The organism is Pedosphaera parvula Ellin514 (assembly GCF_000172555.1).
GTDB lineage: Bacteria > Verrucomicrobiota > Verrucomicrobiia > Limisphaerales > Pedosphaeraceae > Pedosphaera.
Map to the genome: position 1 here is coordinate 103,325 of NZ_ABOX02000003.1, position 17,922 is coordinate 121,246.

Consider the following 17,922-nt stretch of genomic DNA (forward strand, 5'->3'; position numbering starts at 1 on the left):
TTCACTCCGCTCGAAGACTATCTGAGCTACCTTCGGCGGAGAGTTTCATCATCTGGATGGTTGTAGCTTTCAAATAAATCTGGTTGCCTAAATGACCCAGCGGCACGCAATCGTTGTCTGACAATATCCCCAATTAGTGCGAACTGGAGAGTTGCTTTGGTGCTTCCCATCCGCCACCAAGCGATTTGATTAAGGAAACCGTAGAAAGCAATCTCTCGCCCCGCAAACGCACATTTTCCCGCTCACGATCCAAGGCAGCATTCTGGGCGGTGGCTACTTCCAGATAGGTGACGAGCCCCGCGCGATAGCGATTATTGGCAATCTCCAATGTCTTCTCTGCGGCTTTCAATGCCGCATTCTCTGCTTCCTGCTGGCTCCACAATAAATGTTGGGCTGCCAGATTATCTTCAACTTCAGAAAATGCCACCAACACACTCTGGCGATAACGCGCCACGTTTTCCCGATAGGCCGCTTGAGCATGAGTCAGATTTGCGCGGTTCTCCCCACCTTCGAAAATCGGCAGTTTGATCGAGGGACCCACTGCCCAAAACCTGCTGGGCCAGTCAAAAAGAGTTCCAGCACTCACGCTCTCAAACCCTGCCAGTCCATTGATTTTTATGGTTGGGTAGAATGCGGCTTTAGCCACGCCGATGCCCGCATTGGCTGCAGCCATAAGACGCTCCGCGGTTGCGATGTCGGGACGGCGCTCCAGCAAGTCTGAGGGCAAACCCGACGGCACATTCGGCGGTTGGGCCAGGAATGGCATCTCGGGCACGCTAAAGCTCGAAGCAGGTTTTCCAGTCAACACCGCCAAGGCATGTTCCGCCTTCGCGCGCTGCAAGGCGATTGCGGGCAATTGGGCCTCGGTGGTCTTCAGGATGGTCTCCGCCTGGGACACGTCCAGGTCCGAGGCCACGCCCCCGGCGCGCCTGTTTCGCGTCAACTCAAGCGATTTCCCAAACACCACCACGTTCGACCTGAGCAATGAAATCTCACTGTCCAGCGCGCGCAAATTAAAATAATCGTTCGCGACTTCGGCCTGGATGGATAGTTTAACGGTGGCCAGATCATCAGCGCTCGCCTGCATGGTGGCTTTTGCCGACTCAACACTCCGCCGCACACGGCCCCAAACGTCCAGTTCATAACTTAAATCCAACGGAAACGAAAACGTGTTGAAGGTGTCGGCCCGCCCGATGGAAACGCCATTGATCGGCCGGTTTGCAGAATCGCGCTCACGAGTAACCGACGGAATTGCTTCGATATGGGGATAATAGCCACTCCGTGCCACGCTTAACAGTGCGCGCGCCTGTTCAAAACTCTCCAGTGCCACCTGTAGCTCCTGATTCGCCTTGGCGGCCTCAGTTTCTAATGCATTCAACGATGAGTCCTGGAAAATCTCCCACCATGCACCTCTTGGAATATGCGCCTGAGGCTCAGCCAGTTTCCAACCATTCGTCCCTTCCTTATAAGCCGGGGGGATGACGGTGGCCTCCGGCCTCTTGTAATCCGGCCCCACCGCGCACCCTGCCACGAACAGGGTTACGAGTCCTGAACTCCAAACACACGCGACTGGGAACAGTTTTGAAAGCAAAGCTGGTTTCATCTCTTGCCCGGGTAGCAATTTTATTTGTTTGTATCTGCCAGCTTGGTTTCGGGGAGACGAACCGTGGCACCGGAAGTAAGAGAATCGGAAGGATTCACGATCACCTTGTCAGTGACGCTGATTCCGGAAAGGATCTCCAATGACCGGCCATAATCGCGTCCCAAAACAATATTCCGCAATTCCACTTTTCCGTCCGGTTTAACAACACCCACCTGCGGTCCATCTGAACGGAAAATCAATGTATTTGAAGGCAGTACCAGCGCGGGATCCTGCTTAATATCATTGAAGGCGACCTGCGCATAACTTCCGGCCAGCACTTCGTCGTTTGTGTTGTCCACTTCAAGCTCCACCAGCAACGTTCTGGAATTCGCATCAATCGCTCCGGAAGTGCGCACCACTCTCGCTTGAAATTTCTTTGCGGGCCACTCCGGCACCATCATCACGGCCTGGAGTCCTTTTTCAATATTCGGTGTGGCGGATTGAGGCACACGGACAAAGACACGCAAGGTATGCACATCAGCCAGTCGAAACAGCTCTCTGCCGCTGGTTGCATTAATCAAATCCCCTACGTCGATGCTGCGTGAGGTGACCGTCCCGGCAAACGGCGCTGTCACATGAGCGAAGGATTGGAGATCGGTCAACCGTTGCATATTGGCTTTGGAGGCATCCACGGTTGCTGCCTTGAGCTTTAAGTCAGCCTGTTTCTCAGCCGCCTCCTGCTCGCTGACACTGGAGGTTTTAAGCAGTTCAGTCCAGCGTTCCGAGGTGGTCCTGGCCAGCGCCAGATCTGCTTCCGCTCGCACCAGGGCGGCACGCGCCGCTTCCAATTCCTGGTTCAATTCCGGAGTATCGATGTCAGCCAGGACTTCTCCGGCCTTCACCTGTGCACCGATGTCGACATACCATTTCTTGATAAATCCACTGGCCCGGGCATAAATGGGTGCTTCCACGACCGGTTTGACCTCCGCGGGCAACGTCAACGCAGCGGTGGCTTTCCCTCGAACTGCTGATGTCACTTCAACGGTCGGAACCCCCATTTCCAAGGTATCCTTGGCCAATTGCTCACGATGCCGCAATCTCGGCACCAATCCTGCCACCACGCCGACGATTACCAGCACCACAACCAGCAAGGCCCACCAGCCAAGTTTTGGACGGTGAGTCGGAGTTTCTTCATCGTGGCGCTCTGAATGTGCGTTCAATTCAGGCTTCTTTTCCACTGGTGCAACATTAGGTTCCAAGGTTTTCATGAAAAATAGACTTAGGCTGAAACCGCTTCCAAATTTAATTCATCCTTCCCGGGGTTTTCGGTCACTGGCTTGCCTGCTCGGCGGTGCATCAAGCTGAATACCACCGGCACAAAGAACAGTGTCGCCACGGTCGCAAACACCAACCCGCCAATCACGGCCCTGCCAAGCGGGGCGTTCTGTTCGCCGCCTTCTCCCAGTCCCAAACTCATGGGCAACATGCCGATGACCATCGCCAGCGCGGTCATCAACACGGGACGCAACCTTCCGGCTCCTGCTGTCAAAGCTGCTTTGATCGGGTCCATGCCGCTCTGTAAATTGCTTCGTGCGAAGCTCACCACCAACACGGCATTCGCCGTGGCGACGCCCATACTCATGATGGCCCCCATCAAAGCAGGCACACTCAAGGTTGTGAATGTCAGGTAGAGACCCCAGGTAACTCCGGCCAGCGCACCAGGTAATGCGGTAATAATGATGAACGGATCCAGCCAGCTCTGGAAATTAACCACAAGCAACAGGTAGATTAGCACAATCGCTCCGCACAAGCCGATGCCCAAACCAATAAAACTGGATTGCATGGTTTCAGCCTGGCCACGCAAAATAATATGACTACCGCGAGGAAGTGTTTTTTCAGCCTCCTTCAGAATTGGTTTAAGTTCGTTCAAAACCCCGCCCAAATCACGTCCGCTCACGCCGCCGAAGACATCAATAACCGGCAACACATTGTAATGCGTAATGATTGGACTCCCCATGGTGCGGGTCATGGTTGCAACGTTTGCAAAAATCTGGCCATTTCCTTCCCCCGGTCTGCCGGCACTGATCGGCAGGGAATTCAGTGCCGCGACAGAATCCAGCACATGCTCCGGTGCCCTGGCATTCACCAGATATTGAATGCCGTAAGTGGGATTAAGCCAGTAGGAGGGTTGCACTTGACCGCTGCCGCTCAGGCTCAAAAGCACGGAATTAGCCACATCTTTTTCCGAAAGGCCGATCTCGGCAGCCTTGGTGCGATCAACGGAAAACTTAAGCTTGGGCAGGTCACCGGGTTGCTGTACTCGCACATCCACTGCACCATCTATGCTCCGCATCTTTTCAACTAGCCTGGCTGCGACTTCCCGGTTTTGCGCGAGATTGCGGCCAGTGATCTGCACGTTGAGCGGCGCCGGAATGCCAAAGTTCAACGTCTGGCTCACGATGTCCGCCGGCAGGAAGTAGAACATGTTTCCCGGAAATTGCCGGTTCAACATTTTCCGGAGGCGCCTTACATACATATCCGTTGGATGATGCCCCTCCTTGAGGGAAACCAGGATATCTGCATCACCTGCCCCGATCAAACCGTTATTACTATAACTCAAGCTGATTCCTGAATTAGGAATGCCAATATTATCAAGGATTCCTTCAAGCTCATCCCTTGGAATATCCTGGCGAATGGCCTGCTCGATTTGATCGACCAAATTCGCGGTTTCCTCCACTCGGGTTCCGCTTCGGGCACGCATATGCAAACGAAATTGACCGGCGTCGACGTTCGGGAAGAAGTCCTGGCCCAATTGTGGAATCAAAAACCAGGAACCAATACAGAGCACGAGAAACAAAATCGCGAAGGTAATACGATACTCCAGAATAGCGCAAAGGAGATTGCGATAGCCCGCGCGAAGCTTGTCGAACCCTCGCTCAAAACGATCCTGGATCATCAGAAAAGGCCGTAGCCAGGCTGAACTGTTTTTGTAATCAACCGGTCCGTGAAAATGTGCGAAATTAACGTCCTTGTAAAACCACTTCACCATGGTCGGAATCAATGTCCGTGATAACACATAACTGGCCAACATCGCGAACACCACGGCTTCGGCAAGCGGCACAAATAGATAGCGGCCCACCCCGGTCAGGAAGAACATAGGCACAAACACAATGCAAATACAGAGTGTGGAGACGAATGCCGGCAGCGCGATCTCCTGTGCTCCATCGAGTATCGCCTGCTCCAACGGTTTGCCCAGGCCCATTTGTCGATGGACGTTCTCAATCTCCACCGTGGCATCATCAACGAGGATACCAACCGCGAGCGCCAACCCGCCCAGAGTCATCAGGTTGATCGTTTCGCCCAGCGCACTCAAAGTTGCGAGCGAAGCCAACACCGATAGCGGTATTGAAATGGCAATGATGAACGTGCTCCGCCATGAGCCGATGAACAACAAGATCATCACAGCTGTCAGAGCCGCCGCCACCAAACCTTCCTTCACCACCCCGCTGATTGCCGCGCGGACGAAGAGCGATTGGTCGGCGAATTCCCTGACTTCGAGTTCCGGAGGCAACGTTGTTAACAATGGAGGCAGTGCCTTCTTGATGCCTTTTACCACTTCGAGCGTCGATGCCGAACCGGTCTTCAACACGGTCAACAAGGCCCCGCGTACTCCATCTTTGCGCACGATATTCTGTTGGGGTTGAAACCCATCTCGCACCTGCGCCACATCACGCACGTAAATGGTCGCGCCATTCACCTGTTTGATCGGCAAATCGTTCAATTCCTCCAGCAGCTTCGGGCTGGTATTCAATTCAATATTGAATTCGGTTGAACCGATCTTCGCCGTTCCGCTCGGCAGAATCACGTTCTGCGAACTAATTGCATCGACGACCTGCTGCGGCGTCAAATTCTTCGCCTTCAAGGCAGGAAGATCGAGGTCAACCGAGACAACGCGAGTCTTGCCACCATAGGGCCAAGGCAAGGCAGCTCCTTGTACCGTGGACAGTCCAACGCGCACGGCGTTTTGTGTCAGATCGTAGAGTTCCTGCTCTGCCAGTTTCTTGCTGGTAACACTGTACTGCAAAATCGGAACAGTCGAAGCATTGTATCGAATGATCAGTGGCGGCGTTTGCCCCGGCGGCATCTGGCGAAGAATGGTCTGCGCGACGGCTGTAATCTGCGCCACGCCGGCATCAACCGATGCTCCTTGTTGCAGGAACACCTTGATGATTCCCACGCCATTGTAGGAATTGGATTCAATATGCTCAATGTCGTTGACCGTGGCGCTCAGGGAGCGTTCGTGGTTATAGAGGATGCGCTGTTCGATTTCCTGGGCATCCAGCCCGGCGTATTGCCAGATGATGCTGACGACGGGGATGTTGATATTGGGAAAAATATCCGTGGGCGTGCGCAACAGAATGAAAGGTGTCAACAACACCAGGACAATCGCCGCGACAACGAACGTATAGGGCCTTCTAAGAGCTAAACGGACAATCCACATGTTCGACTTTCAGGTTAGGTCATGACACCAAAACAGGTTTTGAGCTCGGAATCAGCAGTTCCAGCCAAAGTCTTTTTCTTTTTTCAGCTTCTCACGTTATGCTCTTGAACAATGATATTTACAAATACATGTTTACTCCACTATTGATATGTTATAAGTATTAATCATGGAATTGCGCCATATTCGTTATTTTGTCGCTGTTGCCGAGGAACTTAGCTTTCGCCGAGCCGCCGAACGTCTCCACCTTGCGCAACCCCCTTTGAGCGCGCAAATCAAGGACTTGGAAGGTGAACTGGGGACGAAACTTTTCGAACGCACAACCCGCTCGGTTAGACTTACCGCCTCTGGCCGGGTTTTTCTTGATGAAGCCCGCGCGGTTCTGGCCGCCGCTGAAAAAGCAGAACAACGCGTGCGAAAAGCGGAACATGGTTTGGTGGGAACTCTTCGCATCGGTGTTCTAGCTCCTACTGCCACTTCGCGCCTGGCGACCATCCTGCGCAGTTATCGCAACCAGTTTCCCGGAGTTCAATTCTCGCTGCATGAAATGACCTCCGTCGAACAGCTCCAGAGCTTGCGACTGGACCAATTGGATGTCGGCCTGCTTCGTCCTCCCGTGGCTTTTCCTGAATTGGATTTTCACTTTCTGGAGGAATCTCCCATGGTGCTCGCCGTGCCAGCCGGACACCGTCTGGCCAAACAACGCCTTATCGAATGGAAGGATTTCCATAACGAACCGATGGTGATGATCCATCCTTCGCTGCAGCATGGCTACTACGATACCTTTCTCAACCTTTGTGCCAAAGCTGGCTCAACGCCAATCGTCGGACAATACGCCAACGATGTTCATTCCAAGATGTGGCTGATTTCTGCTGGTTTCGGCGTGGCTCCTACCACCAAGACGATTGCCGAAGTCAAACGGCCCGGCCTTGTTTTTCGCGAATTGCCTCCCGGCCTTCCACTTGTCCAAACACTCATCGTCTGGAAACGCACCAACAACTCGCCGATGGTTGGCAACTTCATTGAATGCTTTTCCAAACTGGATAAGTTGACTCCATCGAAACCTTAAAATTAGTGCAGCCTCTCGACGGCGCCAGCTTAACTCAACCACTCTGGGCCATTGGGATATGGGTGCCAGTGAAAGCGCTTAACTTTTTTGGGCCTGTTGCTTATAGTGGGCTTCCGGAACCTCCCGCAATCGCTGGGCCGCCTGTTCCGCCGTCAGGTCCCGCTGCGATTCGGCCAGCATTTCGTATCCAACCATAAATTTCTTCACCGTCGCCGAACGGAGCAATGGCGGATAAAAATGCGCATGCAACTGCCAGTGTTTGTAATCTCCACCATCCAGCGGAGCGCCATGCCAGCCCATTGAATAGGGAAACGAGGTTTCGAATAAATTGTCGTATCGAATCAAACTCTTCTTCAAAATCTCAGCCAGGCTGGCGCGCTCCTCAGATGTCAATTCCGGCAACCGCTTTACATGCCGGCGCGGAAGCAGCAGATACTCGAATGGCCAGGTGGCCCAATAGGGTACCAACATCACCCAATGCTGGTTCTGTTCCACAATCCGTGCCTTCCGTTCTAATTCCTGTCCCAGGTAATCCACAAGCAGCGGCTTGCCATGTTGCTTAAAGTATTCCCGTTGCGTTACTTCCTCCTGTTGCGGAATTCGTGGCAAAAAACTGCTGGCCCAAATCTGCCCGTGCGGATGTGGATTGGAACATCCCATCGCCGCACCCTTGTTCTCAAAAACCTGCACCCAACGATATTTGGCACCCAATTCTGTTACCTGCCCCGCCCACACTTCCACCACCTGCCGGATATCTTCGACTGGCATTTCAGGCAGTGTCAAATCGTGGCGCGGCGAGAAACAAATCACCCGGCAAATACCCCGAACCGGATCGGCCACGAGCAGCCCATCCTCAATCCCGCCAGTTAATGGTGTGTCGGGCAGGAGCGCAGCAAAGTCGTTTGTGAAAACAAATGTGCTCGAATATTTAGGATTGAGATGATCCCCTGCCCGCTTGTTTCCCGGACAAAGGTAACACTGCGGATCGTAAGCAGGACGAGTTTCATTCCCGACACTCTCGCGCTGCCCCTGCCATGGCCGTTGCGTTCGATGGGGCGACACCAATATCCACTCACCCGTCAAAGGATTGTATCGACGATGTGGATGCATCTCCGGTGAAAAAACATTTTCAGCACTCATTGCCCTTTAAAACCCGACCGAGCGTTTTGCGCGGTCTTTCAATTATTGCAAATTCGCCGCTTGGGGTGTGATGCGCAAGGAGTTAAATTCGGCCGTCGCATTCGGACTGCCTCCGACTGTCAGTGCCACCCGCACACTCCGATCCCAAGGAGGCAGGAAACTGCCTTGCAGTTTCTCTCCGACTGGAATCCACTTCTTACCGTCCGCACTTGCGGCAAACTGAAACTCCGCTCCGTTTTTTGCGCTATAACGTAGATACAGCTTCGAGCACGATGGCGGGTCCATGATAGCCAGCGACTGAGTCTTTCCTCGCATGCTTCTCCACAACACCAGCTTGCCGTTCATTGCTGACAATCCAATCGCATTGGCCATATCACCAAATGCTGACAATCCTGCCATCGCTCCCCGGTTCAAATCTCCGAGGTCCAATACAGTCTCCGCGACATAATCCGCAGCTGTGGTGGAACGGGCTAATACCGAACCGACCACGTTCGTTCCGCGCGCGGGGTTGGCAACCAAGATCAGTTCTCCGCTCCTTACTTTATAAGTCGGCTCGTTATCTTGAGGCCATTGATAACCTGTGTTCAGTTTGTAACCTTTAAAATCATCCGCAAAACTCACCTCGGTCCTCTGCTGGACAACCTCATAGGGAGACACCGCCCTGGCACTGGGTCCCTTGCCGTTATTTATGGTCGGCCAATCGTTCGTGCCAAATTTCACTTCATCCAACAACGCTTCACGACCGGTGAAAACAGAGCCGATCGTGGAATACCCGTGATACAGCAGCCAATAACGACCACGTTCATCAGCAACGATGCTTCCGTGTCCGGGACACTTCCAAGTCACATTGCCAGCCAGGATGGGATTTGCAGGATTCTTTTCCCACGGTCCCAACAACGAATGAGACCTGGCCACCCCTAAAGCATAATCGCATCCGGTTCCGCAGCAGCCGCTCCCGGAATAAAACAAGTAAAACCAATCACCACGGCGCAGAATAAATGGCCCTTCGACTAACGCCCCTTCCCAGGGAGAAGTGTTCCTGATCAGCTCCTTCTTTTCGCCTTCCAACCTGGTGCCATCCGCATTTAGCTTCTGCGCCCAGATGACAGTGCTGACATGACGGCTATTCCCGTCCTCCTTCCAAACCAAATACCGCTCTCCATGCTCATCAGTGACGGGCACTGGATCAATCGAACCGTCCTCCTGTGCCACCATGGGACCATGATCTGTGTAAGGTCCGGAAGGTTTGTCAGCCGTTGCAACCGCAATCGCGAGCGGTCCACCCTTCTGACGGCCAACATAGTAGACGTAATATTTGCCCTTGTACTCCGAAATTTCCGGAGCCCAGAAATTGCCCACGGCCCACTCGGGTCGATGCGCGAACACTGGCCCGGCATCATTCCAGTTCACCAGGTCGGTTGAATGCAATAGTGGAAATTGCGGTCCCCACTCGGAGGAAGTAGCTGTCGCCCAATATTCCTTGCCGACGCGAATTACCGATGGATCTGGATGATCTCCCGCAATCACGGGGTTCTGGTAAAGAACCTCGGCATTTACCTGTGAAACCATTCCAATCCAGGCCGAGAGGAGAATAATGACGCCAAATGACCACCGGTGAAGCGCGCTCAATTTCATGCAGGAAAAAGAAAGTAAATTTTAATACTGGCGCGAAGCAATCACATCCTTGGCACCGGATTGATCGTAGGTCTTGTCCGGAACGATGGTCTTCTTCGGCAATTTCTCACCTTGCTTGGCTTTCTCCACCGCATCAAAAGCGAGCGGCCCGAGCAATGGATTGCATTCCACGGTGCAGTTTAACTTGCTATTCACCATCGCTTCGAAAGCGCCTTTCACACCGTCCACCGACACCACCACCACGTCCGTGCCTGGCTTCTTGCCTGCTTCTTCAAGAGCCTGGATGGCTCCCAATGCCATGTCATCGTTATGCGCGTAAACGGCGGTCACCTCGTTGCCATACTTTTTCAGCAACGCTTCCATTACTTCCTTCCCGCCGGAACGACGAAAGTCCCCGCTTTGGGAAGCGATGATTTTCATTTCAGGATGCTCCTTGATTCCCTCTTCGAAACCTTTCTTCCGGTCAATCGCTGGAGCCGCACCAGGCGTGCCTTGGAGTTCGACAATGTTGGCTTTGCCATTCACTTTCTTGGCGAGCCATTCCGCCGCCATCCTGCCTTCACTCACAAAGTCCGATGCAATCAATGTTGCATAGAGCGAGTCATCGGAAACCTTGATTCCACGATCAACCAGCACCACCGGAATCTTGGATCGCTTTGCTTCACGCAAAACCGGTTCCCATCCTGTTTCCACAACGGGTGCAATGATGATGGCATCCACTCCTTGAGCAATAAAACCGCGAACCGCCTTGATTTGGTTCTCCTGCTTTCCTTGTGCGTCAGAGAACTTCAGGTTCACGTTGCGCTTGGCCGCTTCGTTCTTGATGGAATCGGTTTCTGCAGTGCGCCAGGCGCTCTCCGCGCCGACCTGCGCAAATCCGACCGTTAATTGTTTGGCGATGACAGCCGACTGAAAACCCGCGGTCAACATGAGCGAAAAAGCCGCCACGCCGATCGAGCGAAGCCCTGATTTTATGAATGAATTCTTCATGAATTATTTGATTTTGATTGGTGATAGTTTACCTGGCCAGCGCCGAGGTGCGAGTCAGAAATCGTTGAAAAAGAATGAACGCCAACAGCAACCCACCGATGGCAATGCGCAGCCAGTAGGAATTCAAACGTCCGTCAAAAGTCAGTGCCGTATTAATAGTGCCAAAGATAAGCACACCCGCCAGCGTGCCAAGTTGCGACCCCACTCCCCCGGTCAGCAGCGTGCCGCCAATGACCACCGAGGCAATCACATCAAGCTCGAACCCCACACCGAGAGTCGGATTTCCGGAACCCGTGAAGATGGTCATCACCGCTCCGGCCAATGCTGAACAAAACCCGCTGATTGCATAAACCGCGACTTTGGTCGTTCCAATCGGCACACCCATGAGTCGGGCTGAGGGCTCACTGCCTCCCAAGGCATAAACATTTCTTCCGTAAGGGGTGTAATGAGTCACCAAAATCCCAACAAGGAAAATGGCGAGAAAAATAAGCGCCGGCACAGATAAACTGGCCTTTCCACCGAGCGGCACCAGGAAGTCGGTCAGTTTATTGTAAAGCGGATTCTCTATTCCCAAGGATTCCTTGCTGATAACAAATCCCATTCCGCGCGCCAAAAACATTCCTCCCAATGTAACCAAAAACGGCGGCAGATCGTAGCGGTTGATCAGAAATCCCATGAACGCTCCCAATGCAGTTCCGACCATCAACGCCAGCCCAATCGCTATCATGGGATTCACACCCTTCTGTTGTACCAGGGTCGCGATAAAAACTGTTGAGAACGCCAGGACGGACCCGACGGACAAATCGATCCCTCCCGATAAAATCACCAAGGTCATCCCCACAGCCGCAATCCCGAGTGATGCATTGTCTCCGAACAAATTTCCGACTACCCGCCCTGAAAAGAACCCTTCATACATTACGGAAGCGGTCGCGAACAAAACGACGAGTATCAGAATCGTCGCCGCCAGCGGCAGGTGTGGTGATTGCCAAAGTTTTCTCAAGTGGCCACCCTCCTTTTCCCGAAGAAACTCAGCATATGGGTTCTAAATCGTCCGGATTGCATGAGGCACACCGCCACAATAACGATCGCTTTTGGAACGGGTGCCACCGAAGGCTCCACACCCAAATTATACATGGTCACTGTAAGCGTCTGAATCAGCAAGGCTCCAATCACGGATCCAACCAGCGAAAATCTTCCTCCCGTCAACGGCGTTCCGCCCACCACCACCGCAAAGATGGCATCCAACTCCATGAACTCTCCAACCCGGCTTGAATCGGCCGCCTTGATGTTCGACGTTGCGATCAATCCTGCCACTCCAGCGCATAATCCCGAGTAGGCATAAACCATGACTTTGACGAGTGAGGCATTGATTCCGCAAAACCGCGCCGCTTTCTCGTTATCTCCAACCGATTCAAGAAAGAGTCCAATTGCAGTCTTCCGCGTGGCCAGCAACGTGAAGCACAGGACGAAAAGCACAATGGTGACAGTGAACGGCAGACCGAGAAAATGTCCATTGCCTATAAAAACAAAAGCTGGATGTTCAAAAGTGATGATCTGCCCCCCGGTAAGCAGCATGGCCAACCCACGTCCCGCTACCATAAGAATGAGCGTTGCTATGATCGGCTGTATGCCCCCGTAGCCAATGAGTATCCCATTGCAGACACCTGCCACGGTTGCGAGGCCGAGACTAAGAGCTACAGCGGCAGCGAACGAAATTTTGGTTACCATGAGCGCCGCCACTGCTCCCGCAATCGCCATCAACGACCCCACCGATAGATCGACGCCGCCGGTCGCGATTATCAAAGTCATGCCGATGGCCAGCAGCATTACTTTTGATCCCTGGTTCAAAATATCGACCAAGGTTCCATAGAGATGCCCATCGCGAACTTCCAGGTGGAAAAAGCTCGGCGAGAAAACCGCATTGAAGCCAAATAAAAGTGTCAGTCCCACCACTGGCCAGAGCAGTGAGCCACCTTGAAAGAGTGATTTTAATTTTGCGAGTGGATCATTCATCGTGCTGGGCAATAACATTCATGATCCGGTTCACCTGAATATCCGCGCCGGAGAGTTCACCAATTTTCTTGCGATCTCGCAACACCGCCACTCGTTGACAGGTGCGCACGATTTCTTCCATGTCCGAAGAAATAAACAATACCGACATCCCTTGCGCTCTCAATGAATGCACGAGCTTTTCAATCTCCGCCTTCGCACCAACATCGATGCCACGCGTCGGCTCATCCAGAATTATCAATTTCGGCTGCATCGAAAGCCACCGCGCCAACAGAACTTTTTGCTGGTTTCCTCCGGAGAGATTTTGAATCAGCGCCTCGGCATTCGGGGTCTTGATGTTTAACGCACGGATGTAATGTTCCGCCAATCGATCCTGCTCTTTGCGTGGTAACAGCCGAAGCGGACCGCGACTTGCCTGCATGGCCAGGATCAAATTCTCGCGCACGGAGAGGTGTGGGATTAACCCTTCGGATTTTCTATCCTCTGAACAAAAGGCCAGGCCATGTTGCACCGCCTGACGCGCTGACTTGATGGTGGCCTGTTTCCCCTGAATCCGAATCTCGCCTTTATCCGGAACCGCAATTCCAAAAAGCATCTTCGCAATCTCAGTGCGTCCCGAGCCTAACAGACCAGCCAACCCCAGAACCTCACCTTCAGCAATGCTCAGACTGACCGGATTCATTAAACCCCGCTTGCTGAGATTAACGGTTTCAAGGAAAACTTTTCTGGCCGGAGCGCTATGCGCGGTTTCCTCTTTTAAATGTTCCATCTCCTCAAACTCGCGGCCAAGCATCGCACCAATGAGCTTCAATCTTGGCAAGTCTGCCGCCAAATATTCGCCCACCAACTTCCCGTTCCGCAGCACCGTAATGCGATCGGACACTGCGTACACCTGGTCCAGAAAATGGGTCACAAACAAAATTGCCATCCCCTCATCCCGCAGCTTGCGCATGATTCCGAACAGAAATTCCACTTCCCGTTCATCAAGGCTCGAAGTCGGTTCGTCGAGAATAAGCACCTTCGCTTGAATGTCCAAGGCGCGCGCGATCGCCACCATCTGCTGCACGGCCATCGAACACGAACCTACCGTCTGTCCCACATCCAGCTTCAGCCCGAGCCGCGCCAAAGCAGCTTCCGCCCTCTTCTTCAACGCCTTCTTCCGTAACAGACCAAAAGTCCTCGGCTGTCGCCCAAGCAAAATATTATCAGCAATCGAAAGCGTGGGTATGAGATTCACCTCCTGATAAACCGTGCTGATCCCCGCAGCCTCAGCTTCGCGGGTGGAACCTGGTGAAATCGCGCGGCCTGCCATTTCAATTCCACCGGCGTCAGGCTTGTGGACGCCGGTAAGCACTTTGATAAGTGTGGATTTGCCCGCTCCGTTCTCGCCCATGAGCGCATGGATTTCCGCTTCGCGCAAATCAAGCCCGGCCCCATCCAGGGCTTTAACACCTTGGAAGGCCTTCACTACATTCTGGGCGCGCAGGACAGAGGCACTCATGGAACTCTCAACACGATACTCAGCACGGGCATTGCTTGACAAGATTTGAAGACAATCATCGGGCTTAGCTTAGTGCTGACCTGTAAATTCGGCAAAATTCAACCTGCGGCTAAGGTGCCTTTGCCGTTGTTGTTGTTTGAACTGGCGTCGCGAGTATCCCGACGTCTATATACTGGCCTCCGCTGGTTTGATGGCAATGCACCGCCAGGATATTCGTGCCCGATCTGAAAGCCGTCATCGCCTCTGGACTGATCTCCGAATCTTCATAATCCGAGGTAAATCCCGGCAACCTCGCCGCCAGCACACCATTGATATAAATCTCAGCATCCTCATCGTGATGAACCTGTAGCACCGCATTCTTCAGTTTTCCATCTTTCAGGGTGAACTGTCGGCGCATCCAGATGTCAGCGGATTTCCACTCGGTCTTGACAATCGCTCCGGGCGTTCCCTTCGTGCCAAAACCCGCACGACCTTCTTTCCAGCTGGTATCGACGAATTCAGATTTTGCCCAATCCGCACTCGGCTGCTCGAAGGTGTATTTCCAACTCACCTTGTCCTGCTGCGCATCAGGAACCACAACCTTGACTTGTGCTTCCTTCGTTTCGCCTTTGTTGGCAGCCAAAGCCTGCTCCGCGTCGAGCTTCATCACCGCCCGATCATAAGTCATCAGGCCATTACATTCGGTTTCCACATCCGTGGTTTGGGTATAGACATAGGCGCACAACCCCGCGTCCTCCTTCAACGCCCACGCCCTGCTGATCAGCGACACATATTTTTGCGTCAGCTTTTTCGAATCCGCCATGCCTTGGTAACCCCACGACTCCTTCGACCACGTATGCCCTTTCATCGCCAGTCCCAAACCACCAAATTCTCCCAACACCGCTGCCCGGTTCGTCTCCGTTTCCGGACAACCCGGTCCCGGATATTTGTGCATATCGACCAGGTCCCCCACGTTTTTATCGGTCCAACCACTGGCATTATCCACCAACCGCGTTGGGTCGGCTTTCTTCACCCATGCCGTCAACCGCTCTGTATCATACTGCCCCCACCCTTCATTGAACACGACCCATGTAACAATGCATGGATGATTATGCCGCCCCGGCAACATGCGCGCCAATTCCGATTCAAACTCCGTCCTCGACTCCGGTGTTTTGTTATCGCCGCTCGGCATATCCTGCCAGACCAACAACCCCAGCTTGTCGCACCAGTAATACCAACGCTCCGGTTCCACCTTGATATGCTTGCGTGTCATGTTGAAACCGAGCTTCTTCAAAATCTCAATATCATATCGCAATGCCTCATCGGAAGGCGCCGTGTAAAGTCCATCCGGCCAAAAGCCTTGATCGAGCGTGCCCATCTGGAAAATCACTTTGCCATTAAGCGCGATGCGATTGATCCCCTTCTCATCTTTTTGCAGCGCAATCTTGCGCATCCCAAAATAACTGCCCACCTCATCCACGGCGCTCTTACCGTGCAGGATTCTCACCTTCAAATCGTAAAGGAAAGGCTGCTCCGGCGTCCAAACTTTCGGCGACTTAATCGCCAGATTCATCTCCTGATTCAACGCTCCCGTGATCCGCACAACCTCTTTGTCATTTTCAAATGCCACCACCTCCACCTGCACATCCGCCACTTTCGAACTGGAGATAACTTTCACTTTCAACGCCCCCGCATCCAGGTCAGGAGTGATCTTCAAATCCTCAATCGCCACCTCGGGCACGGGCTCCAGCCAAACGGTCTGCCAGATCCCAGATGTCGGTGTATAAAAAATTCCTTTCGGAGTCCTGGTCTGCTTGCCCCGCACCTGGTTGCCATCGGTCGGATCGTAAACCTTCACCACCAACTCCTGCTTCCCATCCTTTTTCAAAGCCTCGGTAACATCATAGCTGAAGCCATCATAGCCGCCCTTGTGTGTGCCCAACTCTCTGCCATTTACAAAAACGGTTGTTTTCCAATCCACCGCGCCAAAATGAATCAACACCCGCTCACCCTGCCAATTCCTGGGCACTTCAAACGTCCGCCGATACCACAGCACACTCTTTTCATCCAAACCCTTCATCACGCCCGAAAGCGCCGATTCCACCGGGAACGGCACCAATATTTCTCCGTCAAATTTTTCCGGTTGCGCACTGTCCATCGGCGCGATCGCATAATCCCACAACCCATTCAGATTCTGCCATTCCTTACGCACCATCTGTGGACGCGGATATTCCGGCAGCACGCTCTGCGGTGACACCTGCTTGCCCCACCTGGTCATCAAGGGCCCTTCCGCCGCCTTCCATTCCGCCTGCGCCAGGTCACAACTCAATCCACCGAATAGAACGGTTAGACCAACTGCCTTCAATAAGATTTTCATCGTCATTGCGTTAATGCTTTTTCTGATGGTGCTCCATTAGAATGAACATTCCCCCGCCTTATTCAAGTATGAGAACACCTCCCCGCATGGCATGAACATGCCACAGAAGCTCCAGCTGCTTTCCGCCCTTATTATATTTTAGGAATGCGATGGCTGCCGGACTCCGCCCAAATCGGCTCTGCTTCCCTCCAGCCCTTCACGGGCCAATTCACCTCGACTTGGCCGTGTGCCTGCCTGAAACAACGCAGGAGTTATCCACTGTCCGCGACCTTCTTTCCCTTTTCTCCTTGCCCGGAAAGCCCCGCCTGCACAACATCCATCCATGAAACGCTCCATTTTAATCACTCTCGCCTGTCTGCCTCTGGCCCTGACTTCCTGTGCCACGAGCGAAAAACAAGCCGCCGCCCCCAACACCCTCACCGCCCAGGAAAAGTCTGCCGGATGGCAACTTCTGTTCGATGGTAAAGACCTCGAAGGCTGGCACAATTTCAAACACGAAGGCATCCGCCCCGGTTGGCAGGTTAAGGACGGCACTGTCGCCTGCATCGATCCGCACAACGCTGGCGATATCGTCACCGCCAATAAATACGACTGGTTCGAACTCCAACTCGATTACAACATCTCCGAAGGCGGCAACAGCGGCATCATGTATCACGTCACCGAGGATGGTGGCGCTGCCTGGGCCACCGGCCCCGAGTTCCAACTCGAGGATAACGCGAAGGCGGCCGACAAAATCCGTTGCGGCTGGCTCTATGCTCTCTACCAACCCCCGACCGATCCAAAGACTGACAAGCCTCTGGATGCCACCAAGCCTGCTGGTGAATGGAATCATGTTCGCCTGCTCATCTCCCCGGAGAAATGCGAACACGAAATCAACGGCGTGAAATATTTTGATTACAAGCTCCACAGCGACGACTTCAACGACCGTGTTGCCAAGAGCAAGTTCGGCAAAATGCCTCACTTCGCGAAGTACGACCTCGGTTTCATCGCCCTGCAAGGCGATCACGGCCAGGTCTCCTTCCGCAACATCAAGATCCGTCCGATCGCAGTGACAAAGTAATTGCCTCGACCGCGACTCTTGGTGGTAATTTAAAAGGCGCCATTCTCACACCGGGAATGGCGCCTTTCCTTTTTTAACTGG

The 17,922-nt window shown here is 53.3% G+C and carries 12 protein-coding genes; 2 read left to right on the plus strand and 10 right to left on the minus strand.

Translation table 11 applies throughout. The features are described 5' to 3' along the window. Positions 1 to 133 precede the first annotated feature (133 nt). Genes CFLAV_RS02870 through CFLAV_RS02880 form a run of 3 tightly spaced genes read right to left on the minus strand, consistent with a single transcriptional unit; the run spans position 134 to position 6,083 of the window. Positions 134 to 1,603 carry an efflux transporter outer membrane subunit gene (locus CFLAV_RS02870; RefSeq protein ID WP_007413106.1) on the minus strand — a complete coding sequence of 490 codons (1,470 nt, stop codon included), beginning with the start codon at positions 1,601 to 1,603 and terminating at the stop codon, positions 134 to 136. A gap of 20 nt (positions 1,604 to 1,623) precedes the next feature. Further along, complete coding sequence (locus CFLAV_RS02875) at positions 1,624 to 2,850, minus strand: efflux RND transporter periplasmic adaptor subunit (protein WP_007413107.1); 1,227 nt, start codon at positions 2,848 to 2,850, stop codon at positions 1,624 to 1,626. An 11-nt stretch (positions 2,851 to 2,861) separates the two neighbouring features. Continuing rightward, the gene (locus CFLAV_RS02880) at positions 2,862 to 6,083 is read right to left on the minus strand and encodes an efflux RND transporter permease subunit (RefSeq protein ID WP_007413108.1); all 3,222 of its coding nucleotides are present in this window, start codon (positions 6,081 to 6,083) and stop codon (positions 2,862 to 2,864) included. A gap of 166 nt (positions 6,084 to 6,249) precedes the next feature. Here CFLAV_RS02880 and CFLAV_RS02885 point away from each other — a divergent pair, with 166 nt between their 5' ends. Then, on the plus strand, positions 6,250 to 7,149 hold the full coding sequence (locus CFLAV_RS02885) for a LysR family transcriptional regulator (RefSeq protein ID WP_007413109.1): 900 nt from the start codon (positions 6,250 to 6,252) through the stop codon (positions 7,147 to 7,149). A 78-nt stretch (positions 7,150 to 7,227) separates the two neighbouring features. On the opposite strand, the gene CFLAV_RS02890 is transcribed toward CFLAV_RS02885, so the two are convergent. The 7 genes from CFLAV_RS02890 to CFLAV_RS02920 form a co-directional block, all read right to left on the minus strand. After that, positions 7,228 to 8,289, minus strand: a complete 1,062-nt coding sequence (locus CFLAV_RS02890) for a UDP-glucose--hexose-1-phosphate uridylyltransferase (protein WP_007413110.1) — start codon at positions 8,287 to 8,289, stop codon at positions 7,228 to 7,230. A gap of 42 nt (positions 8,290 to 8,331) precedes the next feature. Further along, positions 8,332 to 9,924, minus strand: coding sequence for a family 43 glycosylhydrolase (locus CFLAV_RS02895; protein WP_007413111.1), 1,593 nt, complete (start codon positions 9,922 to 9,924; stop codon positions 8,332 to 8,334). A 21-nt stretch (positions 9,925 to 9,945) separates the two neighbouring features. After that, positions 9,946 to 10,914 (minus strand): ABC transporter substrate-binding protein, encoded by a 969-nt coding sequence (locus CFLAV_RS02900; protein ID WP_007413112.1) that lies wholly within the window; start codon positions 10,912 to 10,914, stop codon positions 9,946 to 9,948. A 28-nt stretch (positions 10,915 to 10,942) separates the two neighbouring features. Next, positions 10,943 to 11,914, minus strand: a complete 972-nt coding sequence (gene yjfF / locus CFLAV_RS02905) for a galactofuranose ABC transporter, permease protein YjfF (protein ID WP_050785609.1) — start codon at positions 11,912 to 11,914, stop codon at positions 10,943 to 10,945. Next, entirely contained in the window at positions 11,911 to 12,927 is a 1,017-nt protein-coding gene (locus tag CFLAV_RS02910; protein WP_040546662.1) for an ABC transporter permease, read from the minus strand. Before CFLAV_RS02910 ends, yjfF begins: the two co-directional genes overlap by 4 nt. Continuing rightward, positions 12,920 to 14,425, minus strand: coding sequence for a sugar ABC transporter ATP-binding protein (locus CFLAV_RS02915; RefSeq protein WP_007413115.1), 1,506 nt, complete (start codon positions 14,423 to 14,425; stop codon positions 12,920 to 12,922). Before CFLAV_RS02915 ends, CFLAV_RS02910 begins: the two co-directional genes overlap by 8 nt. 109 nt (positions 14,426 to 14,534) lie before the next feature. Beyond that, positions 14,535 to 16,781, minus strand: coding sequence for a glycoside hydrolase family 2 protein (locus CFLAV_RS02920; protein ID WP_192812789.1), 2,247 nt, complete (start codon positions 16,779 to 16,781; stop codon positions 14,535 to 14,537). A 322-nt stretch (positions 16,782 to 17,103) separates the two neighbouring features. Here CFLAV_RS02920 and CFLAV_RS02925 point away from each other — a divergent pair, with 322 nt between their 5' ends. Further along, the gene (locus CFLAV_RS02925) at positions 17,104 to 17,841 is read left to right on the plus strand and encodes a 3-keto-disaccharide hydrolase (RefSeq protein WP_007413118.1); all 738 of its coding nucleotides are present in this window, start codon (positions 17,104 to 17,106) and stop codon (positions 17,839 to 17,841) included. Positions 17,842 to 17,922: the final 81 nt, after the last annotated feature.